Source organism: Streptomyces sp. NPDC007189 (genome assembly GCF_040703635.1).
Lineage (GTDB): Bacteria > Actinomycetota > Actinomycetes > Streptomycetales > Streptomycetaceae > Streptomyces.
Genome location: NZ_JBEYEY010000006.1, coordinates 240,853 through 266,923 on the forward strand (window position 1 = coordinate 240,853; position 26,071 = coordinate 266,923).

The 26,071-nt window shown below is 70.7% G+C and carries 19 protein-coding genes and 1 tRNA gene; 14 read left to right on the plus strand and 6 right to left on the minus strand.

Going from position 1 to position 26,071, the window contains the following annotated elements:
* Positions 1-246: 246 nt before the first annotated feature.
* Positions 247-1,737: a 30S ribosomal protein S1 gene (gene rpsA / locus AB0950_RS15325; RefSeq protein WP_330340677.1), complete on the minus strand. Its 1,491-nt coding sequence runs from the start codon at positions 1,735-1,737 to the stop codon at positions 247-249.
* A gap of 325 nt (positions 1,738-2,062) precedes the next feature.
* Between rpsA and AB0950_RS15330 the strand changes: the two genes are divergently transcribed.
* Together AB0950_RS15330 and AB0950_RS15335 are read left to right on the plus strand one after the other, a co-directional pair.
* Complete coding sequence (locus AB0950_RS15330; protein WP_360150313.1) at positions 2,063-2,947, plus strand: class I SAM-dependent methyltransferase; 885 nt, start codon at positions 2,063-2,065, stop codon at positions 2,945-2,947.
* A 130-nt stretch (positions 2,948-3,077) separates the two neighbouring features.
* Entirely contained in the window at positions 3,078-5,735 is a 2,658-nt protein-coding gene (locus AB0950_RS15335; RefSeq protein ID WP_366778685.1) for an ATP-dependent helicase C-terminal domain-containing protein, read from the plus strand.
* Positions 5,736-5,784: 49 nt separating this feature from the next.
* On the opposite strand, the gene AB0950_RS15340 is transcribed toward AB0950_RS15335, so the two are convergent.
* Positions 5,785-7,518 (minus strand): lytic murein transglycosylase, encoded by a 1,734-nt coding sequence (locus AB0950_RS15340; protein WP_366778686.1) that lies wholly within the window; start codon positions 7,516-7,518, stop codon positions 5,785-5,787.
* 317 nt (positions 7,519-7,835) lie between these two features.
* Between AB0950_RS15340 and AB0950_RS15345 the strand changes: the two genes are divergently transcribed.
* Positions 7,836-8,732: a DUF4184 family protein gene (locus AB0950_RS15345; RefSeq protein WP_360571394.1), complete on the plus strand. Its 897-nt coding sequence runs from the start codon at positions 7,836-7,838 to the stop codon at positions 8,730-8,732.
* On the opposite strand, the gene AB0950_RS15350 is transcribed toward AB0950_RS15345, so the two are convergent.
* A complete protein-coding gene (locus tag AB0950_RS15350; protein ID WP_360150301.1) occupies positions 8,614-9,060 on the minus strand; it encodes a hypothetical protein in 447 nt (148 codons plus the stop codon). The two genes, AB0950_RS15345 and AB0950_RS15350, sit on opposite strands and share 119 nt — an antisense overlap.
* Positions 9,061-9,373: 313 nt before the next feature.
* The gene (gene polA, locus AB0950_RS15355; RefSeq protein WP_360150298.1) at positions 9,374-12,100 is read right to left on the minus strand and encodes a DNA polymerase I; all 2,727 of its coding nucleotides are present in this window, start codon (positions 12,098-12,100) and stop codon (positions 9,374-9,376) included.
* Positions 12,101-12,666: 566 nt separating this feature from the next.
* Between polA and AB0950_RS15360 the strand changes: the two genes are divergently transcribed.
* From AB0950_RS15360 to AB0950_RS15400, 9 genes are all read left to right on the plus strand, one after another.
* Positions 12,667-14,979 (plus strand): FdhF/YdeP family oxidoreductase, encoded by a 2,313-nt coding sequence (locus tag AB0950_RS15360; protein ID WP_360571399.1) that lies wholly within the window; start codon positions 12,667-12,669, stop codon positions 14,977-14,979.
* Positions 14,980-15,027: 48 nt separating this feature from the next.
* A complete protein-coding gene (locus tag AB0950_RS15365) occupies positions 15,028-15,519 on the plus strand; it encodes a hotdog fold thioesterase (RefSeq protein ID WP_366778687.1) in 492 nt (163 codons plus the stop codon).
* 100 nt (positions 15,520-15,619) lie between these two features.
* Complete coding sequence (locus AB0950_RS15370) at positions 15,620-16,060, plus strand: hypothetical protein (RefSeq protein WP_366778688.1); 441 nt, start codon at positions 15,620-15,622, stop codon at positions 16,058-16,060.
* Positions 16,057-16,710 (plus strand): Tat pathway signal sequence domain protein, encoded by a 654-nt coding sequence (locus AB0950_RS15375; RefSeq protein WP_360571405.1) that lies wholly within the window; start codon positions 16,057-16,059, stop codon positions 16,708-16,710. Before AB0950_RS15370 ends, AB0950_RS15375 begins: the two co-directional genes overlap by 4 nt.
* 271 nt (positions 16,711-16,981) lie before the next feature.
* Positions 16,982-18,220 carry a branched-chain amino acid ABC transporter substrate-binding protein gene (locus AB0950_RS15380; protein ID WP_360150283.1) on the plus strand — a complete coding sequence of 413 codons (1,239 nt, stop codon included), beginning with the start codon at positions 16,982-16,984 and terminating at the stop codon, positions 18,218-18,220.
* A gap of 114 nt (positions 18,221-18,334) precedes the next feature.
* Complete coding sequence (locus AB0950_RS15385; protein ID WP_366778689.1) at positions 18,335-19,267, plus strand: branched-chain amino acid ABC transporter permease; 933 nt, start codon at positions 18,335-18,337, stop codon at positions 19,265-19,267.
* A gap of 5 nt (positions 19,268-19,272) precedes the next feature.
* On the plus strand, positions 19,273-21,114 hold the full coding sequence (locus AB0950_RS15390; protein WP_360571408.1) for a branched-chain amino acid ABC transporter permease: 1,842 nt from the start codon (positions 19,273-19,275) through the stop codon (positions 21,112-21,114).
* Between the two features lie 5 nt (positions 21,115-21,119).
* Positions 21,120-22,091 (plus strand): ABC transporter ATP-binding protein, encoded by a 972-nt coding sequence (locus AB0950_RS15395; RefSeq protein WP_360571410.1) that lies wholly within the window; start codon positions 21,120-21,122, stop codon positions 22,089-22,091.
* Complete coding sequence (locus AB0950_RS15400) at positions 22,088-22,804, plus strand: ABC transporter ATP-binding protein (RefSeq protein ID WP_360150271.1); 717 nt, start codon at positions 22,088-22,090, stop codon at positions 22,802-22,804. Before AB0950_RS15395 ends, AB0950_RS15400 begins: the two co-directional genes overlap by 4 nt.
* A 73-nt stretch (positions 22,805-22,877) precedes the next feature.
* On the opposite strand, the gene AB0950_RS15405 is transcribed toward AB0950_RS15400, so the two are convergent.
* Complete coding sequence (locus tag AB0950_RS15405) at positions 22,878-23,537, minus strand: response regulator (protein ID WP_360150268.1); 660 nt, start codon at positions 23,535-23,537, stop codon at positions 22,878-22,880.
* Between the two features lie 103 nt (positions 23,538-23,640).
* Between AB0950_RS15405 and AB0950_RS15410 the strand changes: the two genes are divergently transcribed.
* Positions 23,641-23,715 (plus strand) — tRNA-Leu (locus AB0950_RS15410).
* A gap of 105 nt (positions 23,716-23,820) precedes the next feature.
* Positions 23,821-24,576 carry a helix-turn-helix domain-containing protein gene (locus AB0950_RS15415; RefSeq protein ID WP_366778690.1) on the plus strand — a complete coding sequence of 252 codons (756 nt, stop codon included), beginning with the start codon at positions 23,821-23,823 and terminating at the stop codon, positions 24,574-24,576.
* 3 nt (positions 24,577-24,579) lie between these two features.
* Here the strand turns inward: AB0950_RS15415 and pyk are convergent, their stop codons facing one another.
* The gene (gene pyk / locus AB0950_RS15420; protein ID WP_366778692.1) at positions 24,580-26,016 is read right to left on the minus strand and encodes a pyruvate kinase; all 1,437 of its coding nucleotides are present in this window, start codon (positions 26,014-26,016) and stop codon (positions 24,580-24,582) included.
* Positions 26,017-26,071 lie beyond the last annotated feature (55 nt).

The following is a 26,071-nucleotide window of genomic DNA, read 5'->3' on the forward strand; positions in this document are numbered from 1 at the left end:
GGGTCAACACGGCTTGAAACGGCGGCATTCCCGCGCCAGTCCACTGACCGAATGATCTTGGAGAGACGGTACGAACGAGGCGCGGGCAACTCCAGCCCCTCAGGGGCGCGGGGAACTGCGCGACAAGCCACAGACGACCCGCGGCGAAACGGCCGCCGCTCTCCCCCCGAACACGCCTGAGGGGCCGCACCTGTGAAAGGTACGGCCCCTCAGAACCAGCTATCGGCTAAGCCTCAGCGGCAGCGTTCAGCTCTGGCCGCCCGCCAGCTTCTCGCGCAGCGCGGCCAGCGCCTCGTCCGAGGCCAGGGCGCCGGACTGGTCGCCGCCCTCGGAGGAGTACGAACCGCCGGTCGCGGCCGGAGCCGCGGCCTCGCCGCCCTCGGCGGCGGCAGCGGCGTCGGCCTCGCGGGACTTGATGACCTGCTGCTGGTGCTGCTCGAAGCGGGCCTGCGCCTCGGCGTACTGGCGCTCCCACTCCTCGCGCTGCTTCTCGTAGCCCGGCAGCCAGTCGTTGGTCTCCGGGTCGAAGCCCTCGGGGTAGATGTAGTTGCCCTGGTCGTCGTAGGACGCGGCCATGCCGTACAGGGTCGGGTCGAACTCGACCGCGGACGGGTCGGCACCGAAGGACTCGTTGGCCTGCTTCAGCGAGAGGCTGATGCGGCGGCGCTCGAGGTCGATGTCGATGACCTTGACGAAGATCTCGTCGTTGACCTGGACGACCTGCTCCGGGATCTCCACGTGGCGCTCGGCCAGCTCGGAGATGTGGACCAGACCCTCGATGCCCTCGTCCACGCGGACGAACGCACCGAACGGCACCAGCTTCGTGACCTTGCCCGGCACGACCTGGCCGATCTGGTGGGTGCGGGCGAACTGCTGCCACGGGTCTTCCTGGGTCGCCTTCAGCGACAGGGAGACGCGCTCGCGGTCCATGTCGACGTCGAGCACCTCGACGGTGACCTCCTGGCCGACCTCGACGACCTCGGAGGGGTGGTCGATGTGCTTCCAGGACAGCTCGGAGACGTGGACCAGGCCGTCGACGCCACCCAGGTCCACGAAGGCACCGAAGTTGACGATCGAGGAGACCACACCGGAGCGGACCTGACCCTTCTGCAGGGTCGTGAGGAACGTCTGGCGGACCTCGGACTGGGTCTGCTCGAGCCAGGCGCGGCGGGACAGGACCACGTTGTTGCGGTTCTTGTCCAGCTCGATGATCTTCGCCTCGAGCTCCTTGCCGACGTACGGCTGGAGGTCGCGGACGCGGCGCATCTCGACCAGGGAGGCCGGGAGGAAGCCGCGGAGGCCGATGTCGAGGATGAGACCACCCTTGACGACCTCGATGACGGTACCGGTGACGATGCCGTCCTCTTCCTTGATCTTCTCGATGGTGCCCCAGGCACGCTCGTACTGGGCGCGCTTCTTCGAGAGGATCAGGCGGCCTTCCTTGTCCTCCTTCTGGAGGACCAGGGCCTCGATCTCGTCACCGACGGCGACGACCTCGTTCGGGTCGACGTCGTGCTTGATCGAGAGCTCGCGGCTCGGGATGACACCTTCGGTCTTGTAACCGATGTCGAGCAGGACCTCGTCCCGGTCGACCTTCACGATGACGCCGTCGACGATGTCGCCGTCGTTGAAGTACTTGATCGTCTCGTCGATCGCTGCGAGGAAGGCTTCCTCGTTACCGATGTCGTTGACCGCTACCTGCGGGGTGGTGGCGGTGGTCTCGGTGCTGCTCGTCATGTGGGAAAGGGCTCCGGTACGGACATTGAAGTCGTAGGTACTGCTTACGCCGGGAGCCCGTTTCGCTCTGCAGAAGCCGGACAGCCAAGGAAGCGCCACCTTGTGGACACCGGGTGCCCGGTGGCGCCTCGACAACCGAGGGGACATACAACAGATGCGAGCGCAGCCTGCTACGTCTGAGGTGCGCAGGCCCGCAGCGCAACTTGTAGCATACGGGGGCAGCCGGACAGGGTCAATGCGCGAAGGCGCACACCCGGGGCAGATCACCCCATAACCGGCAGAAGAAACGTCCCTGGAGGCCAGACAGGCCCCTGGGACCGCCTCCGTGACGGACCCCCGGCGGGTTGGACGGAAGAGTACGACGAGGGAGCCGATCATCCAAGAGCCGGAAGCGTACGAGCCCGAAGGAGCCGAGACCTTCGAACCGGAGGCGACACGCCGTGACGCCGGCGTCGCGGAGAGCGCACGGGCCAACCGGGGCTGGTGGGACCGCAACGCGGACGAGTACCAGGTCGAGCACGGCACGTTCCTCGGCGACGACCGCTTCGTGTGGGGCCCGGAGGGCCTGGACGAGGTGGAGGCGGAGCTGCTCGGCCCGCCGGAGGAGCTGAAGGGCAAGGAGGTCCTGGAGATCGGCGCGGGCGCGGCGCAGTGCGCGCGCTGGCTGGCCGCCCAGGGGGCCCGCCCGGTGGCGCTGGACCTCTCGCACCGCCAGCTCCAGCACGCCCTGCGGATCGGCGGATCGTTTCCGCTCGTCTGTGCGGACGCCTGCGCGCTGCCCTTCGCCGACGGCTCCTTCGACCTGGCCTGCTCGGCGTACGGGGCGCTGCCCTTCGTCTCCGATCCGCGGCTGGTGCTGCGCGAGGTGCGCCGGGTGCTGCGGCCGGGCGGCCGGTTCGTGTTCTCGGTGACGCATCCGATCCGCTGGGCGTTCCCGGACGAGCCGGGCCCCGAAGGCCTGTCGGTCTCCGCCTCCTACTTCGACCGCACGCCCTATGTGGAGCAGGACGAGCAGGGCCACGCGGTCTACGTCGAGCACCACAGGACGCTGGGCGACCGCGTCCGGGACATCGTGGCGTCCGGCTTCCATCTGCTGGATCTGGTGGAACCGGAGTGGCCGGCCTGGAACACCGCGGAGTGGGGCGGCTGGTCCCCGCTGCGGGGCAGTCTGATCCCGGGGACGGCGATCTTCGTGTGCGAGCGCGACTGAGGCCCGTTCTTACATGCGCGCGTGCATACGTGCACGCGCGCGTGAGGGCAGGTTCCGCCGTCGCACGCGCGTGCGTACACACGTGCACGCACGTGCGAGGTCCCTTCCGCCGTCGTACGACACTGGGGGCGTGATCCGTTACGACGCCCTGGACGCGCTGCCCGTGCGCTCCGCCCTGCCCGCCCTCACCGACGCCCTGGACGACAGCGGCACCGCCGTGCTGGTGGCGCCGCCCGGCACCGGCAAGACCACGCTGGTGCCGCTGGTGCTGGCGGGGCTGACCGGGGGCGGGCCCGCGCGGCGGGTGGTGGTGGCCGAGCCGCGCCGGATCGCGGCACGGGCGGCCGCCCGGCGGATGGCGTGGCTGCTGGGCGAGAAGCCGGGCGGCAGTGTCGGCTTCACGGTGCGCGGCGAGCGGGTCGTGGGGCGGCACACGCGCGTGGAGGTCGTGACCACCGGTGTGCTGCTGCAGCGGCTGCAACGGGACCCGGAACTGCCCGGCGTCGACGCCGTCGTCCTCGACGAGTGCCACGAGCGGCACCTGGACGCCGACACGGCGGCCGCGTTCCTGTGGGACGTACGGCAGACCCTGCGGCCGGAGCTGCGGCTGCTCGCCGCGTCGGCGACGACGGACGCCGAGGGCTGGGCGCGGCTGCTGGGCGGGGCGCCGGTGGTCGAGGCGCAGGGTGTCGCGCATCCGGTGGAGGTGGTGTGGGCGCCTCCGGCGCGTCCGGTACGGCCGCCGCACGGGATGCGCGTCGATCCGGCGCTGCTGGCGCACGTGGCGTCGGTGGTGCGGCGGGCGCTGGCCGAGCGGGACGGGGACGTGCTGTGCTTCCTGCCCGGGGTGGGAGAGATCGCGCGCGTCGCGGGGCAGCTCGGCGCGCTGGACGGCGTCGATGTGCTCCAGGTGCACGGGCGGGCGCCGGCCGCCGTGCAGGACGCGGTGCTGGTGCCCGGGACGCGGCGCCGGGTGGTGCTGGCGACCTCGGTGGCCGAGTCCTCGCTGACCGTGCCCGGGGTGCGCGTCGTGGTGGACTCCGGGCTGGCCCGGGAGCCACGGGTGGACCACGCGCGGGGGCTGAGCGGGCTGACGACGGTACGGGCGTCGCGGGCGGCCGGGCGGCAGCGGGCGGGGCGGGCCGGACGGGAGGCGCCGGGTTGTGTGTACCGGTGCTGGACGCAGGCCGAGGACGCCCGCCTGCCGGCCTTTCCGGCGCCGGAGATCAAGGTGGCCGACCTCACCGCGTTCGCCCTGCAGGCGGCCTGCTGGGGCGATCCGGACGCCTCCGGGCTGGCGCTGCTCGATCCCCCGCCGGGCGGGGCGATGGCGGCGGCGCGCTCCGCTTTGGTGGCGGTGGGGGCGGTGGACTGTGCCGGCCGCGCCACGGACACCGGTGTGCGGCTGGCTCGGCTCGGTGTGCACCCCCGGCTGGGGCGGGCGCTGCTGGACACCTCCGGTGCGGGGGCCGAGGTCGTCGCCCTGCTGTCCGAAGAAGTGCCCCGGGACTACGGGGATGACCTCGCCGGTGCCTTGCGGCGGGCCCGGCGTGGGGGTGACGCCTACGCGGGGCGGTGGGCTGCGGAGGTGCGGCGGCTGCGGGCCGTCTCGGGGGAGTTTTCTCACCCGCCCACCGGTCACCGTAGAACACAAGCCGCCGAACAGACCGGACCAGGCGCCGCAGCGGATGCCTCCGGCCGAACCGGACCAAGCGTCCCGCCCGAAGGGCCTGGGCGTCCGGTGCGGGTGGACGGCGGGGTGGGGCCATCGGCTGGGTCCTCGGCCGCTGCAAGTCCGGTGGGGGCCGGTGCCGGGGAGGAGCGGCTTGCCGGGCTTGTTGCCGGTCTTGCCTTTCCCGAGCGTGTTGCCAGGCTCGACGGTGGGTCGTACCTCATGGCCTCCGGTACCCGGGCCGAGCTCGGGGACGGGTCGGCGTTGCGGGGTGCGCCCTGGATCGTCGTCGCCGTTGCCGACCGGCCCGTCGGAAAGGGGCACGCGCGCGTGCTGCTCGGAGCCGCCGTGGAGGAGGGCCTGGCGGTCGGCGCCGCCGGGGCGCTGCTGGAGGAGCGGGACGAGGTGCACTGGGCCGACGGGGACGTCGTCGCCCGGCACGTCGAACGGCTCGGCGCCATCGAGCTCGCCGTACAGCCGCTGAGGGACGCCGACCCGGCGCTCGTACGCGCGGCCCTGCTGGACGGGTTGCGGCAGGAAGGGCTCGGGCTGCTGCGCCGGCCGGCGGAGGCGCAGGCGCTGCGGCAGCGGCTCGCGTTCCTGCACGCCCACCTCGGCGAGCCGTGGCCCGACGTGTCCGACGACGCGCTGCACGCGCGCGTGGACGAGTGGCTGGAGCCGGAGCTGAGCAGGTGCCGGCGGCGGGCCGATCTCGGGCGGATCGACGCCGGGCAGGCGCTCGCGCGGCTGCTGCCCTGGGCGAGCGGGGACGCGGCACGGCTGGACGAGCTGGCGCCCGAGCGGATCACCGTACCGAGCGGGTCCAGCATCCGGATCGACTACGGGGACGCCCAGCGGCCGGTGCTGGCCGTCAAGTTGCAGGAGATGTTCGGGCTGCACCGGACGCCGACGGTGGCCGGCGTACCGCTGCTCGTGCATCTGCTCTCCCCCGCCGGGCGGCCCGCCGCCGTCACGGCCGACCTCGCCTCCTTCTGGAAGGACGGCTATCAGGGCGTACGGGCCGAACTGCGGGGCCGGTACCCGAAGCATCCGTGGCCCGAGGACCCGACCACCGCCGAGCCCACCCGGCACACGAACGCGCGACTCAGGCGCTGACCGGTTCAGGGTGGGTGCGGTGGAGGACACCCGGTCGGTTCGCGTGGGGTCAGGAGGCGGACGGGCTGGGGGACGGGGACGGGGTCGCCGTGGAGTCCGCGGCGGCCACCTTCAGTTCGACGGTGAGCGTCGCGCCGCCGATGGTGGTGATGCGGAGCAGGAAGGTGCCGGTGGTGTCGTCCGCGTACAGCTTGGGCAGGGTCAGCAGGCCCTCGGCGTCCGTCTGGAGTCCGCTGAGCGTGCGTACGGGCTTGCCGTCGGCGTCCTTGAAGTAGGGGCCCTTGTCGTTCTCGGTCGCGTCCGTGTCGGACTTGATCAGGGTGGCGGTGGCCGCGACCTTGTCCGCGGCGGCGCCCTTGTACGTCGCCTTCACCTGGACCTGGTCGGCGAACTCGCCGCCCGGGGTGCAGGTCAGCGGCGTGTCGCTGGTGCGGGTCAGGGTGTCGGCGGCGCGCGGGGTGACGGTGGCCGTGTAGCCGAGGGCCTTGACCGAGCGGCCCACCACGGTGGCGGTGACCTTGAAGTCGCCGGTCTTCTCGCCCGCCTGGAGCGCCGGCGCGAGGGCGACGCCCTGGGCGTCGGTGGCGACCGTGGCCACGGTCTCGCCGCCGGTGAAGGTGGCGTCGGTGTCCCCGGAGACGGTGAAGCGGATCCTGACCTTGGCGACGGGCTTGCCGGACTTGGTCACGGCGCGGGTGCCGATCCGCTGGTCGAAGTCGTGGCCGGCCATCGCGGTGAGCTTGGCCGTGTCCGCGTCCGCCAGGTGGTCCACGGTGTCGGTGTTGGTCGGCGGGGTCGTCGGCGGGGCGGGCGTCTTCGGCGGGGTCGGGCTGGGGCTGCCGCTCCCGCCGCCGGGGGTGCTGGGCTTGGGGTCCGGCTTCGGGTCGGGCTTGGTCTTCGGCGCCTTGGTGTGCTTCGGGGAGTTGGCGTGCGGGGAGCCGCCGTCGCTGCGGTGGGTGGGCACGCTGCCGGTGCCGTCGGGCACGGAGTGCGTGCCCTTGCGGTAGTACTCCAGCCACGACAGGACGGTGTTCAGGTAGTCCTGCGAGTTGTTGTAGCTGAGGATCGCGCTGTGCAGGTCGCCCTCGCGGGAGAGGTCCCAGCCGTTGCGGCACAGGTAGTGGCCCGCGGCGAGGGCGGCGTCGTAGACGTTGTTGGGGTCCTTCTTGCCGTCGCCGTTGCCGTCGCGGCCGGCCCACGCCCAGGTCGAGGGGATGAACTGCATGGGGCCGACGGCCTGGTCGTACCGGGTGTTGCCGTCGTAGGCGCCGTGGTCGGTGTCCTTGATGAGCGCGAAGCCGTTGCCGTCGAGGGACGGGCCCAGGATCCTGCCGATCGTGGTGCCGTCCGCGTCGACCCGGCCGCCCTCGGCCTGGCCGGACTCGACCTTGCCGATCGCGGCGAGCAGTTGCCAGGGCAGGTTGCAGCCGGGCTTCGCGGAACGCAGTTCGGCCTCGGCCTTCTTGTAGGCGTCGAGGACCGTCGCCGGTATGCCGGCCTCGGCGTCGCCCTGGGCGACGGGGGTGCCGGTGGCGCTCGGCGAGGGCCTGGGGTCGGGGCTGTTGAGCGGCGGCAGGTCCGTGTAGTACGGCGAGTTGCCGGTGGCGTTGCCGTCGGAGGCCGTGTCGGGCACGGGGGCGGCGGCGCCGGCCGTCGTCTGTTTCCCGTGGTCCTCGCCGGGTGTTCCCGGAGCCTGGGACGCCGACAGAGCCGCGACCGCTGCCGCGGCCACGGCGGTGGTCGCCGCCCCCTTGCGCAGCCGCCTTCCGAAATGCGCCGCCATCGAGTGAACCCTCCCGTGGACGCCGTGCGTCCGTCTCCGTCTGTCTGCCTCGCTGTGGTGTGACGGTTGACCCGGTGTTCTGGTTGCCCCTGTGACGCCCTTTCCGTGCTGTGACGTGTGTTCCGGCCGTGCGCCCGGCACGGCACCGCAGGTGACCCTACGACAACTTGCTGTGCATCGGGACCCGTTCGAGCCCCGATTTCACCGGATGGCCAACTCGCGTTGCCGCGCACGGGCCCGGGCGGGGTGTCCCGCATACTGGACCGGCCTGATCACCGGTGCGCGCACCACGGCTACGACCGCTCCTGGGGGACCTGTTGCCGTTCACTCTCAGCCATGCGGCGGCCGTCCTGCCCGCGGTTCGCCGGGACGGGACCGGACGCGGCCCGCTGGTGCCGGCGGTGCTGGTCGCGGGGTCCTTCGCGCCCGACATGCCGTTCTATGCGGCGAATGTCCTGCCGGGCGGCATGCAATTCGGCGCGGTCACGCACGCGTTCGGCGGGGTCTGCACGGTCGACGTGCTCATCTCCTGGGCGCTGGTCGGTCTGTGGCTGCTGGTCCGCGAGCCGCTGCTCGCGCTGCTGCCCCGGGGCCGGCAGGGGCGGCCGGCCGTGCTGCTGCGCTGCGGTGCGCCACGCGCGCGTGCGGACGCCGCCACGGTGCTGCGGTGGTACGTCTCCGCGGTGCTGGGCGCGCTGACCCATGTGGTGTGGGACGCCTTCACCCATCAGGGGCGGTGGGGGACGCGGCTGATTCCGGCCATCGGGCGGGACCGGGTGGCGGGCACCCCTCTGTCCATCTGGCTGCAGTACGGCTCGTCCGTGGCGGGCGCGGTGGTGATCGCGGCGTTCGCCGCGCGTGCGCTACGGCGTGCGGCGGACGGGGAACCGGTGGGGGTGCCGGTGCTGTCCGCGCGGGACCGGTGGTGGGCCGGCGCGGTGATCGGCTGCTGTGCGGCGGCCGGGGCGGTGCAGCGGGCGGCGCGCTGGTGGGCGCTCATGGGGGCGCCGGAGCGGCCGTGGGAACTGGTGCCCACCGTGTGCTTCGGGGCGGGCGCGGGGCTGGTCCTGGGGCTGGTGCTGTACGCCGGCGGGGTCAGGGCGTGGGGTCGGCGCCGGGGTCCGGGCGGTCCCGCTGATCTCGGTGGTCCCGTTGGTCCCGGTGCTCCTGGTGGGGTGGTCGGTGCGGGGCGGGGGCGGCCGGCCGCTCGGTGAGGGACGCCACGAACACCGTGAGGGTGTGCCGGGGACGCGGCCTCGGGAGCGCGGCGAGCGCGAGGGCGAGGTAGCCGCGGGCGAGGTCGGCCCACTGGCGCCAGTCGGGGGCGTGGTCCGCGTGCGCGGTCAGGCCGGTGAGTGTGTGCCGGAGACCGGCGGCTGCCCTGCGGACGGTCGCGGTCAGGTCGGCGGGGATGCGGGCGGTGCTTGCGTCGGCCGCGAGGGCCGGGACCGGCGAGGCGAGCATGGCCTGCGCCGAGGCGGTGTCCGCCCAGGCCCGAATGTCTGCCTCGGGCGTCCGGCGGTGAAGCATGCGTATACCCATGCCCGCAGTTTTGCGCGGCGCGGGGTGGAGGGGCGTTTTGGCGGGGGCCACGTGAGTGACGGTCCCTGCGGGGTTCGGCCGACTTGCTGACGGCGGGTGCCGGGTTTTGTGCTGTGGGGGTGGGGTGGGGTGGGTCTCGCGGGTTCGGTGGGGCTGGCACCGCCGGGATGCGCCGTGGGGGCTGGGCGCCGGTGTGGCGGGATTCTCTGTGCCGGGGTGGCGTCCCTGGTCGGGACTGGGGAAGGCCGGAGCGGCGGAGGGGGCGCTGCAGCACTGGTCGGCTGCGGTGCCCCCTCCGGTTGAGCCCCGTGGGCTAGTGCGCTGCTGATTCCCAGTCCGGGCCCACGCCGACCGAGACGTCCAGGGGGGCTCGGAGCTGGACGGCCTTGGACATCTCCTGGCGGACGATCTGCTCGGCGGCCGCGCGCTCCCCGGGGGCGATCTCCAGGACGATTTCGTCGTGGACCTGGAGGAGCATGCGGGACTTCAGGTCCGCCGCCCGCAGCGCGCTGTCCACCTTGAGCATGGCGATCTTCACGATGTCCGCCGCCGTGCCCTGGATGGGCGCGTTGAGAGCCATGCGCTCGGCGGCCTCGCGGCGCTGGCGGTTGTCGCTGTTGAGGTCCGGCAGGTATCGGCGGCGGCCGAAGAGGGTCGCGGTGTAGCCCGTCGCCCGGGCCTCGTCGACCGCGCGGCGGAGGTAGTCGCGGACGCCGCCGAAGCGCTCGAAGTACGCGTCCATCAGGGCGCGGGCCTCCGCCGCCTCGATGTTCAGCTGCTGGGAGAGGCCGAAGGCGGACAGGCCGTAGGCCAGGCCGTACGACATCGCCTTGATCTTGCGGCGCATCTCCGCGTCCACCGCGGCCGGCTCGACGCCGAACACCTGGGACGCGGCCGTGGTGTGCAGGTCCTCGCCGGAGGTGAACGCCCGGATCAGGCCCTCGTCCTCGGAGAGGTGGGCCATCACCCGCAGCTCGATCTGGCTGTAGTCGGCGGTCATCAGGGACTCGAAGCCGTCGCCGACCACGAAGCCGCGGCGGATCGCCCGGCCCTCGTCCGTGCGGACCGGGATGTTCTGCAGGTTCGGGTCCGTGGAGGACAGGCGCCCGGTCGCGGCCACCGTCTGGTTGAACGTCGTATGGATACGGCCGTCGCCCGCGATGGTCTTGATCAGGCCCTCGACCGTCACCCTCAGCTTCGCCTGCTCGCGGTGGCGGAGCATGATCACCGGAAGTTCGTTGTCCGTCTGGGTGGCGAGCCAGGCCAGGGCGTCGGCGTCGGTGGTGTAGCCGGTCTTGGTCTTCTTGGTCTTCGGCAGGGCCAGCTCGCCGAAGAGGACCTCCTGGAGCTGCTTGGGCGAGCCCAGGTTGAACTCGTGGCCGGCGGCCGCGTGCGCCTCCTTCACGGCCTGCTGCACGGCGCCCGCGAACATCTGCTCCATCGCCTCCAGGTGCGCGCGGTCGGCCGCGATGCCGTGGCGCTCCATGCGGGCGAGCAGGGCGGAGGTGGGCAGCTCCATGTCCCGGAGCAGGTCGGCGGCGCCGACCTCCGCCAGGCGGGCCTCGAAGGCCGTGCCCAGGTCGAGGACTGCGCGGGCCTGGATCATCAGGGCCTCCGCCTCGGCGGCCTCGTCGGCGCCGAAGGCCAGCTGGCCGTCGGCAGCGGCGGCGGGCGCCAGCTCGCGGTGGAGGTACTCCAGGGACAGCGCGTCCAGGTCGAAGGAGCGGCGGCCCGGCTTGACCAGGTAGGCGGCGAGCGCGGTGTCCATGGTCACGCCCTCGACGGACCAGCCGTGCTCGGCGAAGACACGCATCGCGCCCTTGGCGTTGTGGAACACCTTGGGGCGGGCGGGGTCGGCCAGCCAGGCCGCGAACGCGTTCTCGTCGGCCTCGTCCAGCTCGGCCGGGTCGAACCAGGCGGCCGCTCCCCCGGCCGCGGCAAGGGCGACCTCGGCGACCGAGCCGGCGCCCAGCGCCCAGGCGTCGACGGTGGCCACGCCCAGCGTCTCGGCGCCGTGCTCGGCGAGCCAGCCGGCCAGCTCGCCGGTGCGCAGGATCGTGCCGTCCAGCTCCACGCCGTCGGTGGCGATCGGCGTGGCCTCGGCCTCCACCGAGCCCGGGTCGACGGCGAAGAGGCGCTCGCGCAGGGACGGGTTGCGGATCTCCAGGGTGTCCAGGATCATCGCGACGGCCTTGCGGTCGTACGCGGTCCGCTGCAGGTCGGTGACCGGCTTCGGCAGCTCGACCTGGCGCTCCAGCTCGGTGAGGACGCGGTTGAGCTTGACGGACTCCAGGTGATCGCGGAGGTTCTGCCCGGCCTTGCCCTTGACCTCGTCGACGCGCTCCACCAGGTCCGCGAACGAGCCGAACTGGTTGATCCACTTCGCCGCGGTCTTCTCGCCGACGCCGGGGATGCCGGGGAGGTTGTCCGACGGGTCGCCGCGCAGTGCCGCGAAGTCCGGGTACTGGGCGGGCGTCAAGCCGTACTTCTCGAAAACCTTCTCCGGGGTGAACCGGGTCAGCTCCGAGACGCCCTTCGTCGGGTAGAGCACCGTGATGTTGTCGGTGACCAGCTGGAAGGAGTCGCGGTCGCCGGTGACGATGAGCACCTCGAAGCCCTCGGCCTCGGCCTGGGTGGCGAGGGTGGCGATGACGTCGTCCGCCTCGTACCCGTCCACGGCGAAGCGGGGGGCGTTCATCGCGTCGAGCAGCTCGCCGATCAGCTCGACCTGGCCCTTGAACTCGTCGGGGGTCTTGGAGCGGTTCGCCTTGTACTCGGTGAACTTCTCCGAGCGCCAGGTCTTGCGCGAGACGTCGAAGGCCACCGCGAAGTGCGTCGGCTCCTCGTCACGCAGGGTGTTGGCCAGCATCGACGCGAAACCGTAGATCGCGTTCGTCGGCTGGCCGGTCGCGGTCGTGAAGTTCTCCGCGGGCAGCGCGAAGAACGCGCGGTAGGCCAGCGAGTGCCCGTCCATGAGCATCAGCCGGGGACGGGTGCCGCCGGGGGTCTTGTCGGTCTGCTTCGATGCTGTCTCTGCCACGCCCTCGATCCTGCCACGAGCCACTGACAACCCGGACCGGCCCGTCTCGGGCGGGCGCCGGGGGCTGCCCCGCCGGTTGCCGGATGTGTCGGCGCCGTCGCGGAGCGGTGACACCGGCTCCGCCACCGCCGGACAGCCGCCGGCCTGGCTGATCGCCGACGCGACGGGCAAAAGCCCACGGCGGAAGACGCCCGCAAGAGGGCGAGCGGCAGAGAAGAGCGGTCGACCGAAGATGGCAGGGGGACGAGACAGTGGGCGGAGGAAGACGGCCCGCGAAGAAGGCCACCGGTAGAGGGGAGCGGCGGGGACGGCGGCCGAAGGAAAGAGCAGGCGGACGGAGCCAGACGTCGAAGGCGGCCACCGGAAGCAGGAGGCCGGCGGAGGCGGACGGTCGGTCAGCGCAGACGATCACCGGCGAAGGCGACTGGCCGACGCTGAAGGCCGTGGAGGCGGGGCGCACCGGCCGCCCGAAGAGAGGGCGTCGGAGAAGGGGGCGGGGGTGTTGTCGGTGGGGCGTGGCAGGATCGGCGTCGTACTTGTCACACGCAGTCGAAGGGGAGCGTGCGATGGCGACGAAGCCGCCCAAGGGTGATCCGGTTCAGGACGCGCCGCAGGTCGTGGAGCCGAAGCACGCGGCGGCGGGGCTGCCCGCGATCGGGCACACGCTGCGCATCGCCCAGCAGCAGATGGGCGTGCGGCGCACGGCGCTGACACTGCTGCGGGTGAACCAGAAGGACGGGTTCGACTGCCCGGGCTGCGCCTGGCCGGAGCCGGACCACCGGCACAAGGCGGAGTTCTGCGAGAACGGCGCGAAGGCCGTCGCCGAGGAGGCCACCCTGCGCCGGGTCACCCCGGAGTTCTTCGCCGCGCACTCCGTCGCCGACCTGGCGACCAGGAGCGGGTACTGGCTGGGGCAGCAGGGACGGCTCACCCACCCCATGTATCTGCCCGAGGGCGGCACCCACTACGAGCCGGTCGGCTGGGACCGTGCCTTCGACATCGTCGCCGAGGAGATCGCCGCCCTCGCCTCCCCCGACGAGGCCGTCTTCTACACCTCTGGCCGCACCAGCAACGAGGCCGCGTTCCTGTACCAGCTGTTCGCGCGCGAGCTGGGCACGAACAACCTGCCGGACTGCTCCAACATGTGCCACGAGTCGTCCGGGTCGGCGCTCAGCCAGACCATCGGCATCGGCAAGGGCAGCGTCCTGCTGGAGGACCTGTACCAGGCCGACCTGATCATCGTCGCCGGGCAGAACCCGGGGACGAACCACCCGCGCATGCTCTCCGCGCTGGAGAAGGCGAAGGCGAACGGCGCGAAGATCATCAGCGTCAATCCGCTGCCCGAGGCGGGCCTGGAGCGGTTCAAGAACCCGCAGACCCCGCAGGGCCTGCTGAAGGGCGCCGCCCTCACCGATCTGTTCCTGCAGATCCGCATCGGCGGCGACCAGGCCCTCTTCCGCCTGCTCAACAAGCTGATCCTCGAGACCGAGGGCGCGGTCGACGAGGAGTTCGTCCGCGAGCACACCCACGGGTTCGAGGAGTTCGCCGAGGTCGCGCGTGCCGCCGACTGGGACGAGACGCTCCGGGCCACCGGCCTCACGCGCGCGGAGATCCAGCAGGCTCTCGCCATGGCGCTCGCCTCCAAGCGGACCATCGTCTGCTGGGCGATGGGCCTCACCCAGCACAAGCACGCCGTGCCGACCATCCGCGAGGTGGTCAACTTCCTTCTGCTGCGCGGCAACATCGGCCGGCCGGGCGCGGGCGTGTGCCCGGTGCGCGGGCACAGCAACGTCCAGGGCGACCGCACGATGGGCATCTTCGAGCGGCCCGCTCCCGCCTTCCTGGACGCGCTGGAGAAGGAGTTCGGGTTCGCGCCGCCGCGCGAGCACGGCTTCGACGTCGTACGGGCCATTCGCGCACTGCGCGACGGCGAGGCGAAGGTGTTCTTCGCCATGGGCGGCAACTTCGTCTCGGCCTCCCCCGACACCGAGGTCACCGAGGCCGCGATGCGGCGCGCGCGGCTGACCGTGCACGTGTCGACCAAGCTCAACCGCTCACACGCCGTCACGGGCGCGCGTGCGCTGATCCTGCCCACGCTGGGACGCACCGAGCGGGACGTGCAGGCCGGTGGTGAGCAGTTCGTGACCGTGGAGGACTCGATGGGCATGGTGCACGCCTCGCGCGGGCGGCTCGCGCCCGCGAGCGCGCATCTGAGGTCCGAGCCGGCCATCATCTGCGGTCTCGCGCGCCGCGTGCTCGGCGAGCGCAGCGTCGTGCCGTGGGAGGAGTTCGAGAAGGACTACGCGACGATCCGTGACCGCATCGCGCGCGTGGTCCCCGGTTTCGACGACTTCAACGCGCGCGTGGCCCGGCCGGGCGGCTTCGCGCTGCCGCACGCGCCGCGCGACGAGCGCCGCTTCCCGACCGCCACGGGCAAGGCGAACTTCACGGCGGCGCCGGTGGAGTATCCCCAACTGCCCGAGGGCCGGCTGCTGTTGCAGACCCTGCGCTCGCACGACCAGTACAACACCACGATCTACGGCCTGGACGACCGCTACCGGGGGATCACGGGCGGCCGCCGGGTGGTGCTGGTGCACCCCGAGGACGCGCGGGCGCTCGGGTTCGCCGAGGGGGCGTACGTCGACCTGGTCAGCGAGTGGCAGGACGGCGTGGAGCGGCGGGCGCCGGGTTTCCGGGTCGTGCACTACCCGACGACCCGGGGCTGCGCGGCGGCGTACTACCCCGAGACGAACGTCCTGGTCCCGCTCGACGCCACCGCCGACACCAGCAACACACCGGCCAGCAAGTCCGTGGTCGTACGTCTCGAAGATCACACCGCCACCGCGGGCGGCCGTCTGGAACAATCGGCGACCGACTGAGCGTTTGCTCAGCGAGCAGACAGCCGTACGAAGAACGGAGCCGGGCCCATGGGTGAGCAGCAGCGAGTTCAGTTCCCGCAGGAGGTCGTCGACGAGTACGCGGCGCTCGGTGTCGACCTGCCCGCCCTGTTCTCGGCCGGGCACCTCGGCACGCGGATGGGTGTGCAGATCCTGGAGGCCTCGGCGGAGAAGGTGGTCGGGACCATGCCGGTGGAGGGCAACACCCAGCCGTACGGCCTGCTGCACGGCGGCGCCTCCGCGGTGCTGGCGGAGACCCTGGGCTCGGTCGGCTCCATGCTGCACGGCGGCAGCTCGAAGATCGCGGTCGGCGTCGACCTGAACTGCACGCACCACCGCGGGGTCCGCTCCGGCCTGGTGACGGGCGTGGCCACGCCGGTGCACCGGGGCCGGTCGACGGCGACGTACGAGATCGTGATCAGCGACGAGGAGGGCCGCCGCGTGTGCACCGCCCGGCTGACCTGTCTCCTGCGCGACGCCCGCCCCACCGACGCGGCCGTGATCCCGCCCGCCGGCGCCTGACCGCCCCGGCCCGCTCGTACACCGGCCCACTGCTCCCGCCGCCCCGGCCCGCCCGCACCGGCCCGTTGCCCTCCGCCGTCCCTCCCCTTAGCTTCTGCTCATGGGACGGCGAGGGAACCCCCGGCCGGGGGCGAGGCTCCTGGTGCTCGGGCTGGCGCTGCCGGCACTGCTCTGTACGACGGCCTGCGACCGGCCCGCCGCGCTCGACCCCGGCACCGTCTCCACGGCCACCGACTCCCCCAACTCGCCGACCTCCGATACCCCCACTCGCACCTCCCCCACCTCCCCCGCCACCCTCTGCACCCGCCTCGTCGCGCACTGGGCCCGTGAAGTGCTCGACAGTGGCACCTACGGCGACTACCAGTCGATGGGCCTGTCCAACGGGCAGTACGCGATCCTGCGCGAGGTCGTCGACGCCGCGCGGGTCGCGAAACGGCGTCAAGGCACCGCTGCCGCGAAGAAATTGATCGACCGTCAGGCGCACGCGGCCTGCGTCGAGCGGTATCGGCACGGAACCCCGAGTGGAGGCCCCTGGCAATGAGCGGCATCGGCCCCCTGGAGCCGGGCGAGGGCACGCACGCGTGGGACCTGCGGCACCCCACGTCCCCAACTGCCGACCGCGCGGCGCGCGTTCGCTTGTTCCTGGCGACCCGTTACGCCCGACATCGGCGCGCCACGCTGGCGTTCGCCGCGGTGGCCGCCCTCCTGGCCGGCGGCGGTTACCTCTACGCCGCCCGCCCCCGGCAGCAGCCACCACCCCCGGCGCCGTACCCCGCCCAGGTGGTCGAGGTGGAGTACGCCAGCGGCCGTCCCACCCCGGCCGGCGCCCCGCCCCGCAGCTTCAGCTTCGCGGTGCTGGTGAGCGTCGAGTCCGGGCCACCGGTCACCGTGACCCGGGTGACCCAGCCGTACGCGGGACTCTCGCTGGTGACGGACCCGCCGGCGCCGTTCCGGACAAGGGCAGGTTCGGACCGCAGGATCACCATCACCATGCACGTGACCCGATGCGGAAATCTGCCCATGGACGCCGGGCTTCCTTTTCTGGACGTAACTCTGCGTAATACGCGCGCAATACAGATTCACAGCTACATCCTCGGCACGCGCTACGCCCGGCATCTCTCCCGGGCACTGAAAGCCGCCTGCGGCAACAGCACCACGTCATCACCAAAACCCTCGAGACACCTGAATTGATCATGGTGGGTCCTGCGGATTCTCACATTGCGGACGGGGCGAATCGGCCGGAATTCCGCCCTAACTCCCACGCCGTACCGCTCTGCATTACGTCGTGTCATAACAAGAGAGTCACAGCATTGGCCAGACACTCCTCCACGTTCCCCACACACGCTTAGAGTCACGGCCAGTCACCGCGCCCCCCAATTGCCTCTTGGGCTTGTCACTTCGGTCGGGCGCGCGGCTCGACCGCTTCCAGGGGGAAGCGGTCGTCCAGGGGAAAGGACTGATCGTGCGTCAACGTTCGCTCATCGCCATCACCGCCGCGCTGGCAGCGGGAGCACTCACCCTCACCGCCTGCGGCTCGCGCGACAGCGGCGACAAGGGCTCCGACTCCGGCAAGGGTGGTGGCACCACCGTCACCATCGGCGTCGACGCCCCACTGACCGGCGACCTGTCCGCGCTCGGCCTGGGCATCAAGAACTCCGTTGACCTGGCCGTCAACCAGGCCAACAAGAAGAACTACGTCAAGGGCGTCACCTTCAAGATCGCGGCCAAGGACGACCAGGCGCAGCCCTCCTCGGGCCAGCAGAACGCCTCCGCCTTCGTCTCCGACAACAGCGTCCTCGGCGTCGTCGGCCCGCTGAACTCCTCCGTCGCCGAGTCGATGCAGAAGGTCTTCGACGACGCCAAGCTGGTCGAGGTCTCGCCCGCCAACACCAACCCCGCCCTGACCCAGGGCGCCGACTGGCAGAAGACCAAGGCCCGCCCGTACAAGTCGTACTTCCGCACCGCGACCACCGACGCCATCCAGGGCCCGTTCGCCGCGCAGTACGTCTACAACAAGGCCAAGAAGACCAAGGTCTTCGTCATCGACGACAAGAAGACCTACGGCGCCGGCCTCGCCGCCACCTTCACCTCGGAGTTCAAGAAGCTCGGCGGCAAGGTCGTCGGCACCGAGCACATCAACCCGGACACCAAGGACTTCTCCGCGGTCGCCACCAAGGTGAAGAACTCCGGCGCCCAGGTCGTCTACTACGGCGGCGAGTACCCGCAGGCCGGCCCGCTGAGCAAGCAGATCAAGTCCGCCGGCGCCAACATCCCGCTCGTCGGCGGTGACGGCATCTACGCCGACGACTTCATCAAGCTCGCCGGCAGCGCCGCCACCGGCGACATGGCCACCTCCGTCGGCGCCCCGGTCGAGACCCTCCCCTCCGCCAAGGACTTCGTCGCCAACTACAAGGCAGCCGGCTACAAGGAGGAGTACGCGGCCTACGGCGGCTACTCCTACGACTCCGCCTGGTCGATCATCGAGGCCGTGAAGAAGGTCGTCGACGACAACGGCGGCAAGCTGCCCTCCGACGCCCGCGCCAAGGTCACCGCCGCCCTGCAGAACGTCTCCTTCGACGGCGTGACCGGCAAGGTCTCCTTCGACCAGTACGGTGACGCCACCAACAAGCAGCTCACCGTCTACTCCGTGACGAACGGCGCCTGGAAGGCCGTGGAGTCCGGCACCTACAACGGCGGCTGACCCCCACACCCGCACCTGCCGAGAGCCGCGCGGGGCGCTGTTCCACTGGCGCCCCGCGCGGACTCGCATCCGGCTTCATCCGTCGAACTTCCCGAACGTCCCGGAGGACATGCGGTGAACGAGCTGCCGCAGCAGCTGGTCAACGGCCTGCTACTAGGATCCATGTACGGGCTGGTCGCCATCGGCTACACAATGGTCTACGGCATCGTCCAGCTCATCAACTTCGCCCACGGCGAGATCTTCATGACCGGCGCCTTCGGCGCGCTCACGGTCTACGCGTACATCCTTCCCGACGGCACCTCCATGTGGGTGGCCCTGCCGCTGATGCTGATCGGCGCCATCCTCGTCGCCGTCACCGTCGCCGTCGGAGCGGAACGGTTCGCCTACCGCCCCCTGCGCAACGCCCCGCGCCTCGCGCCCCTCATCACCGCCATCGGCCTCTCCCTGGCGCTGCAGCAGGCCGTCTGGGCCTGGTACCCCCAGGCGAAGTCCGCCCGCACCTTCCCCAGCATCCCCGGCGGCCCCTTCAACATCGGCAACGTCACCATCCAGACCGGTGACATCTTCCTGGTCGCCGCCGCCCCCATCAGCATGGCGATCCTCGCCTACTTCGTGATGCGCACCCGCACCGGCCGCGGCATGCAGGCCACCGCCCAGGACCCGGACACCGCGAAGCTGATGGGCGTCAACACCGACCGCATCATCGTCGTCGCGTTCGCCGTCGGCGCCGCGTTCGCCGCGGTCGGCGGCGTCGCCTACGGCCTGAAATACGGCCAGATCGACTTCCGCATGGGCTTCATCCTCGGCCTGAAGGCCTTCACCGCGGCCGTCCTCGGCGGCATCGGCAACATCTACGGCGCCATGCTCGGCGGACTCGTCCTCGGCGTCGCCGAGGCCCTCTCCACCGCGTACATCGCGGACATCCCCGGCATGGACAAGTTCGGCAGCCAGTCCTGGGCAGACGTCTGGGCCTTCGTACTCCTCATCCTCGTGCTCCTGTTCAGGCCACAGGGCCTGCTCGGCGAGCGCGTCGCGGACAGGGCGTGATCGCGATGACCACACAGACCACCGCATCCGGCTCCCCCGAGACCCCGCAGACCACGACCGCACCCGAGGCCACCCACTCCGGCCTCATCGGTCTGCCGGCCCCCCTCGGACGAGCCCTCGCCACCGGCGGCGGCGCCCTCGCGATCGCCTCCACCTTCCTGTCCTGGACCTGGACCACCGACTTTCCCGGCGACCTCACCGTCTACGGCTACCCCGGCGGCCTGCAGGTCCTCGTCCTCATCGGCGGCATCCTCACCACCCTCTTCGGCCTCGCCTCCTACGGCATCAAAGGCCTCGGCTGGCTCACCCCCGGCACCCCCGACGCGGCCCTGAAGATGGCCGCACTCGGCACCTTCGCCACCGCCTGGTACACCGTCATCGCCATCAGCAGCGAACTCGGCGGACTGGTCAACCTCGAACCCGGCGGCTTCGTCGTCGCCGTCGCCACCCTCGCCGCCCTCGTCGGCGCACTCGCCCTGCCCTTCGAACGACCCGAACCCGACCCCGCCGACCCCGACGACACCGGCTGGGAACTGTTCAGGCACAACACCCGGCAGAAGTGGAACGTCCTCAAGGCCTCCTTCGCCGCCGACACCCCGCGCCCCGGCCGCAAACTCCCCGCCTGGGCCGAGATCCTCGTCATCGCCGCGGCCATGGCCATCGGCCTGGCGGTCTTCTCCTACGGCATCGACACCTCCTACGACGAGCTGTTCATCGGCTTCCTCATCACCGCCGGCTTCGGCTTCGCCACCCTCGTCAAGGCCGGACTCGTCTCCCGCCTCTCGGCGATCACCGCACGGCACCGCATCATCACCATGACCGGCGCCTTCGTCGCCGCGGCCGCCTTCCCCCTCACCCAGTCCGACGACCAGTACGCGACCATCGGCGTCTACATCCTCATCTTCGCCACCGTCGCCCTCGGCCTGAACATCGTCGTCGGCCTCGCCGGCCTCCTCGACCTCGGCTACGTCGCCTTCCTCGGCGTCGGCGCCTACACCGCCGCCCTGGTCTCCGGCTCCCCCTCCTCCCCGCTGCACGTCCAATGGCCCTTCTGGGCCTCGGCCCTGCTCGGCGCCGCCGTCGCCATGGTCTTCGGCGTCCTCATCGGCGCCCCCACCCTGCGCCTGCGCGGCGACTACCTCGCCATCGTCACCCTCGGCTTCGGTGAGATCTTCCGCATCACCGTCCTCAACATGGACGGCACCTCAGGCCCCGACGTCACCAACGGCTCCAACGGCATCTCCTCCATCCCCAACCTCGACATCCTGGGCTTCGACTTCGGCCAGGAACACCAGTTCCTCGGCGCCACCATCGGCCGCTTCGCGAACTACTTCCTGCTGATGCTGCTCATCACCCTCATCGTGGTCGTGGTGTTCCGGCGCAGCAGCGACTCCCGCATCGGCCGCGCCTGGATCGCCATCCGCGAGGACGAGACCGCCGCACTCGCCATGGGCATCAACGGCTTCCGCGTCAAGCTCATCGCCTTCGCCCTCGGCGCCTGCCTCGCCGGCCTCGCCGGCTCCGTCCAGGCCCACGTCACCTACACCGTGACGCCCGAGCAGTACCAGTTCGCCCACGTCGTCCCGCCCAACTCCGCCTTCCTGCTCGCCGCCGTCGTCCTCGGCGGCATGGGCACCATCTCCGGACCCCTGGTCGGCGCGGCCCTCCTCTACCTCATCCCGGCCAAGCTCCAGTTCCTGGGCGACTACCAGCTCTTCGCCTTCGGCGTCGCGCTCGTACTCCTGATGCGCTTCCGGCCGGAGGGCCTCATCCCCAACCGGCGCCGCCAACTCGAGTTCCACGAAGACACCGACGCGCCCGCCGTCCTCACCAAGGCAGGGGCCTGACCACCATGACCACCGACACCACCACCAAGGACGCCACCCCCGGCGCCCCCGCCTCCGGCCAGACCGTCCTCGACGCCCGCGGCGTCACCATGCGCTTCGGCGGCCTCACCGCCGTACGGAACGTCGACCTCACCGTCAACACCGGCGAGATCGTCGGCCTCATCGGCCCCAACGGCGCCGGCAAGACCACCTTCTTCAACTGCCTCACCGGCCTGTACGTCCCCACCGAGGGCGAAGTCCGCTACAAAGGCCAGGTCCTGCCGCCCAAGTCCTTCAAGGTCACCGCCGCCGGCATCGCCCGGACCTTCCAGAACATCCGCCTGTTCGCCAACATGACGGTCCTGGAGAACGTCCTCGTCGGCCGCCACACCCGCACCAGAGAAGGCCTGTGGTCCGCACTCCTGCGCGGCCCCGGCTTCCACCGCGCCGAAAAGGCCTCCCGCGAACGCGCCATGGAACTCCTGGAGTTCGTCGGCCTGGAGCGCAAGGCCGAACACCTCGCCCGCAACCTCCCCTACGGCGAACAGCGCAAACTCGAGATCGCCCGCGCCCTCGCCAGCGAACCCGGCCTGCTGCTCCTCGACGAGCCCACCGCCGGCATGAACCCCCAGGAAACCCGGGCCACCGAGGAACTCGTCTTCGCCATCCGCGACAAGGGCATCGCCGTCCTCGTCATCGAGCACGACATGCGCTTCATCTTCAACCTCTGCGACCGCGTCGCCGTCCTCGTCCAGGGCGAGAAACTCGTCGAGGGCGACAGCGCCACCGTCCAGGGCGACGAACGCGTCATCGCGGCCTACCTCGGCGAACCCTTCGAAAACGCCCCCGGCGAAGAAGAAGCCGCCGAAGTCGAAGCCGCGGAGGCCGACGCCGGCTCCGGCTCCGGCTCCGAGGACGCACCCGCGGCAGCCGAACCGGCCGAAGGCAACGCCGAGAACACGAACGACGCCGCGCCCGGCAAGGAGAACGACCGATGACCGCACTGCTCGAAGTGGAGGACCTCAGGGTCGCCTACGGCAAGATCGAAGCCGTCAAGGGCATCTCCTTCAAGGTCGAAGCCGGCCAGGTGGTCACCCTCATCGGCACCAACGGCGCCGGCAAGACCACCACCCTGCGCACCCTCTCCGGCCTGCTCAAACCCGTCGGCGGCCAGATCCGCTTCAACGGCAAGTCACTGAAGAAGGTCCCCGCCCACCAGGTGGTCTCCCTGGGCCTCGCCCACTCCCCCGAGGGACGGCACATCTTCCCGCGCATGACCATCGAGGACAACCTCCGCCTCGGCGCCTTCCTGCGCAGCGACAAACCCGGCATCGAAAAAGACATCCAGCGCGCCTACGACCTCTTCCCCATCCTCGGAGAACGCCGCAAGCAGGCCGCGGGCACCCTCTCCGGCGGCGAACAGCAGATGCTCGCCATGGGGCGCGCCCTGATGTCCCAGCCCAAACTGCTCATGCTCGACGAGCCCTCCATGGGCCTGTCACCGATCATGATGCAGAAGATCATGTCGACCATCGCCGAACTCAAGGCACAGGGCACCACCATCCTCCTGGTCGAACAGAACGCCCAGGCGGCGCTCTCCCTCGCCGACCAGGGGCACGTCATGGAAGTCGGCAACATCGTCCTGTCCGGCACCGGCCAGGACCTCCTCCACGACGAATCCGTCCGCAAGGCCTACCTCGGCGAGGACTGAACCGTACGGACACGACGACGCGGCCCGCACCCCGGAGACCGGGGTGCGGGCCGCGTCGTACGAAGAACGCCGCTCAGCCGTTCTTGGCCGCCTTCTTCTCCTCGTTGTCAGCGATCACGGCCTCCGCGACCTGCTGCATCGACATACGGCGGTCCATCGACGTCTTCTGGATCCACCGGAACGCGGCCGGCTCCGTCAGGCCGTACTCCGTCTGCAGGATCGACTTCGCCCGATCCACCAGCTTCCGGGTCTCCAGACGCTGCGTGAGGTCCGCGACCTCCTTCTCCAGCTGCCTCAGCTCCGTGAAGCGCGAGACGGCCATCTCGATGGCCGGAACGACATCGCTCTTGCTGAACGGCTTCACCAGATACGCCATCGCACCGGCGTCCCGGGCCCGCTCCACGAGGTCACGCTGCGAGAAGGCGGTCAGCATCAGCACCGGCGCGATGGACTCCTCGGCGATCTTCTCCGCCGCGGAGATGCCGTCGAGCTTCGGCATCTTCACGTCCATGATCACCAGATCCGGGCGGTGCTCGCGGGCCAGCGCCACGGCCTGCTCACCGTCCCCGGCCTCGCCGACGACGGTGTACCCCTCCTCCTCCAGCATCTCTTTCAGATCGAGCCGGATCAGGGCCTCGTCCTCGGCGATGACGACACGGGTCGTCAGCGGAGGCACGTGCGACTTGTCGTCGTCGGGCACGTCTACGGGCTGGGGCGACTCGGGGGCGGTCACTGAGGCTCCTTGGTCCAGGGCAGGCTGGTACTGCTGACAAGAGCCTACCTAGCTACGGTATGGTGGACGCGCGGAGGGTCAGGGGAAACCTTGGATTCTGCGAGCCCCGGTAGCCCAATTGGCAGCAGGCAACGGATTCAAAACCCGTACAGTGTCGGTTCGAGTCCGACCCGGGGCACTTTTCCTTCGATTCCAAGGTCAGCGCGCGAAGCGGAGGATTCCCTTCGTGTGATCCTCCGCTTTTCTCTGCGTGTCGCCGCAAGCCCTCTCGCATGGTGTCCACATGTACGACATCAGCACACGCAAGCGAGCCCTCGCACTGCTGGCCCAGGGGCGCAGCCTGAACTCCGTCAGCAAGGAAACCGGCATGTCGCGGGCCGCCATCCGCTCGTGGCAGCACCGCTTGGAGCCCCTGCCTGGTCCGGTAACACCAGACCCCGGACCACCGGCTGACGACAGCGCCTACGCCTACCTGCTTGGCCTCTATCTCGGCGACGGCTGCATCAGCGCCCACCCACGCACCGGCTACTACCTCAGGATCGCATGCGCCGACGCGTGGCCCGACCTGTTACGGCAGTGCCGAGAGGCCATCACGAAGGTGCGTCCCGGCGTCGGTGTCTACGCCGTTCAGAAGCAGGGGTGCTCGATGGTGACCAGCTACTCCCGGCACGGGCCACGCTTGTTCCCCCAGCACGGCCCCGGCAGGAAGCACGAGCGGCCCATCGTCCTCGAACCCTGGCAGCAGGCCATCGTCGACGCTCACCCCTGGGAGTTCATCCGCGGCCTCATCCACTCCGACGGGTGCCGGATCACCAACTGGACGACACGCGTGGTCGCCGGTGAGCGCAAGCGGTACGAATACCCGCGTTACTTCTTCACCAACAAGTCGGAGGACATCCGGGACCTCTATACGAGCACCCTCGACAAGCTGGGCGTCGAGTGGACCCACTGCACCCGCGACGGCAGCCCGTACAACATTTCCGTCGCCAAGAAGACCTCCGTCGCCCTCATGGACACCCACGTCGGCCCGAAACACTGAGTGTCACCTCGGGCTGTCGTCCTCGCCGATGTGGTGGACGCGGACCATGTTGGTCGAGCCGGAGACGCCGGGCGGGGAGCCGGCCGTGATGACCACGGTGTCGCCCTTCTCGCAGCGGCCGTACTTCAGCAGCAGCTCGTCCACCTGGTCGACCATGGCGTCGGTGGAGTCCACGTGCGGACCGAGGAAGGTCTCGGCGCCCCAGGTGAGACTGAGCTGGGAGCGGGTGGCCGGTTCGGGGGTGAAGGCGAGGAGGGGGATCGGGGAGCGGTAGCGGGAGAGGCGGCGGGCGGTGTCGCCGGACTGGGTGAAGGCGACGAGGAACTTGGCGCCGAGGAAGTCGCCCATTTCGGCGGCGGCGCGGGCGACGGCGCCGCCCTGGGTGCGGGGTTTGTTGCGTTCGGTGAGCGGGGGCAGGCCCTTGGCGAGCATGTCCTCCTCGGCCGCTTCGACGATCTTGGCCATGGTGCGTACGGTCTCGACGGGGTGTTTGCCGACGCTGGTCTCGCCGGAGAGCATGACGGCGTCGGTGCCGTCGAGGACGGCGTTGGCGACGTCGGAGGCTTCGGCGCGGGTGGGGCGGGCGTTGTCGATCATCGAGTCGAGCATCTGGGTGGCGACGATGACGGGTTTGGCGTTGCGCTTGGCGAGCTTGATGGCGCGCTTCTGCACGATCGGCACCTGTTCGAGCGGCATCTCGACGCCGAGGTCGCCGCGGGCGATCATGAGTCCGTCGAAGGCGGCGACGATGTCGTCGAGGTTCTCCACGGCCTGCGGTTTTTCGATCTTGGCGATCACCGGGAGGCGGCGGCCCTCTTCGGCCATGATCCGCTGTACGTCCTTGGCGTCGTCGCCGCTGCGGACGAAGGAGAGGGCGATGACGTCGAAGCCGGTGCGCAGCGCCCAGCGCAGGTCGTCCTCGTCCTTCTTGGAGAGGGCGGGCACGGAGACGGCGACGCCGGGGAGGTTGAGGCCCTTGTGGTCGGAGATCATGCCGCCCTCGATGACGAGGGTGTGGACGCGGGGGCCGTCGACGGCGGTGACTTCGAGGCAGACTTTGCCGTCGTCGACGAGGATGCGCTCACCGGTGGTGACGTCGGCGGAGAGGCCGGCGAAGGTGGTGCCGCACTGGTGGCGGTCGCCTTCGGCGCCTTCTTCGACGGTGATGGTGAAGGTGTCGCCGCGTTCAAGGAGTACGGGGCCTTCGGTGAATCGGCCGAGCCGGATCTTCGGTCCTTGGAGGTCGGCGAGAATTCCGACGCTGCGGCCGGTTTCGTCGGCTGCTTTGCGGACTCGCCGGTAGCGTTCTTCGTGTTCGGCGTGGGTGCCGTGGCTGAGATTGAATCGGGCGACGTCCATTCCGGCGTCGACCAGTGCCTTGATCTGGTCGTATGTGTCGGTGGCGGGCCCAAGAGTGCAGACGATCTTTGCTCGGCGCATAGGTCGAGCCTAGGCCTTACCGGTGGGTAGAGAATCGGTCGCACATGACCACTCA

Bases quoted from the DNA above. Each gene is read 5' to 3' on its own strand.
- rpsA (WP_330340677.1), bottom strand. From the start codon at position 1,737: ATGACGAGCAGCACCGAGACCACCGCCACCACCCCGCAGGTAGCGGTC.
- AB0950_RS15340 (WP_366778686.1), bottom strand. From the start codon at position 7,518: ATGGCGGCGCATTTCGGAAGGCGGCTGCGCAAGGGGGCGGCGACCACC.
- AB0950_RS15350 (WP_360150301.1), bottom strand. From the start codon at position 9,060: ATGGGTATACGCATGCTTCACCGCCGGACGCCCGAGGCAGACATTCGG.
- AB0950_RS15360 (WP_360571399.1), top strand. From the start codon at position 12,667: ATGGCGACGAAGCCGCCCAAGGGTGATCCGGTTCAGGACGCGCCGCAG.
- AB0950_RS15365 (WP_366778687.1), top strand. From the start codon at position 15,028: ATGGGTGAGCAGCAGCGAGTTCAGTTCCCGCAGGAGGTCGTCGACGAG.
- AB0950_RS15370 (WP_366778688.1), top strand. From the start codon at position 15,620: ATGGGACGGCGAGGGAACCCCCGGCCGGGGGCGAGGCTCCTGGTGCTC.
- AB0950_RS15375 (WP_360571405.1), top strand. From the start codon at position 16,057: ATGAGCGGCATCGGCCCCCTGGAGCCGGGCGAGGGCACGCACGCGTGG.
- AB0950_RS15390 (WP_360571408.1), top strand. From the start codon at position 19,273: ATGACCACACAGACCACCGCATCCGGCTCCCCCGAGACCCCGCAGACC.
- AB0950_RS15395 (WP_360571410.1), top strand. From the start codon at position 21,120: ATGACCACCGACACCACCACCAAGGACGCCACCCCCGGCGCCCCCGCC.
- AB0950_RS15400 (WP_360150271.1), top strand. From the start codon at position 22,088: ATGACCGCACTGCTCGAAGTGGAGGACCTCAGGGTCGCCTACGGCAAG.
- AB0950_RS15415 (WP_366778690.1), top strand. From the start codon at position 23,821: ATGTACGACATCAGCACACGCAAGCGAGCCCTCGCACTGCTGGCCCAG.
- pyk (WP_366778692.1), bottom strand. From the start codon at position 26,016: ATGCGCCGAGCAAAGATCGTCTGCACTCTTGGGCCCGCCACCGACACA.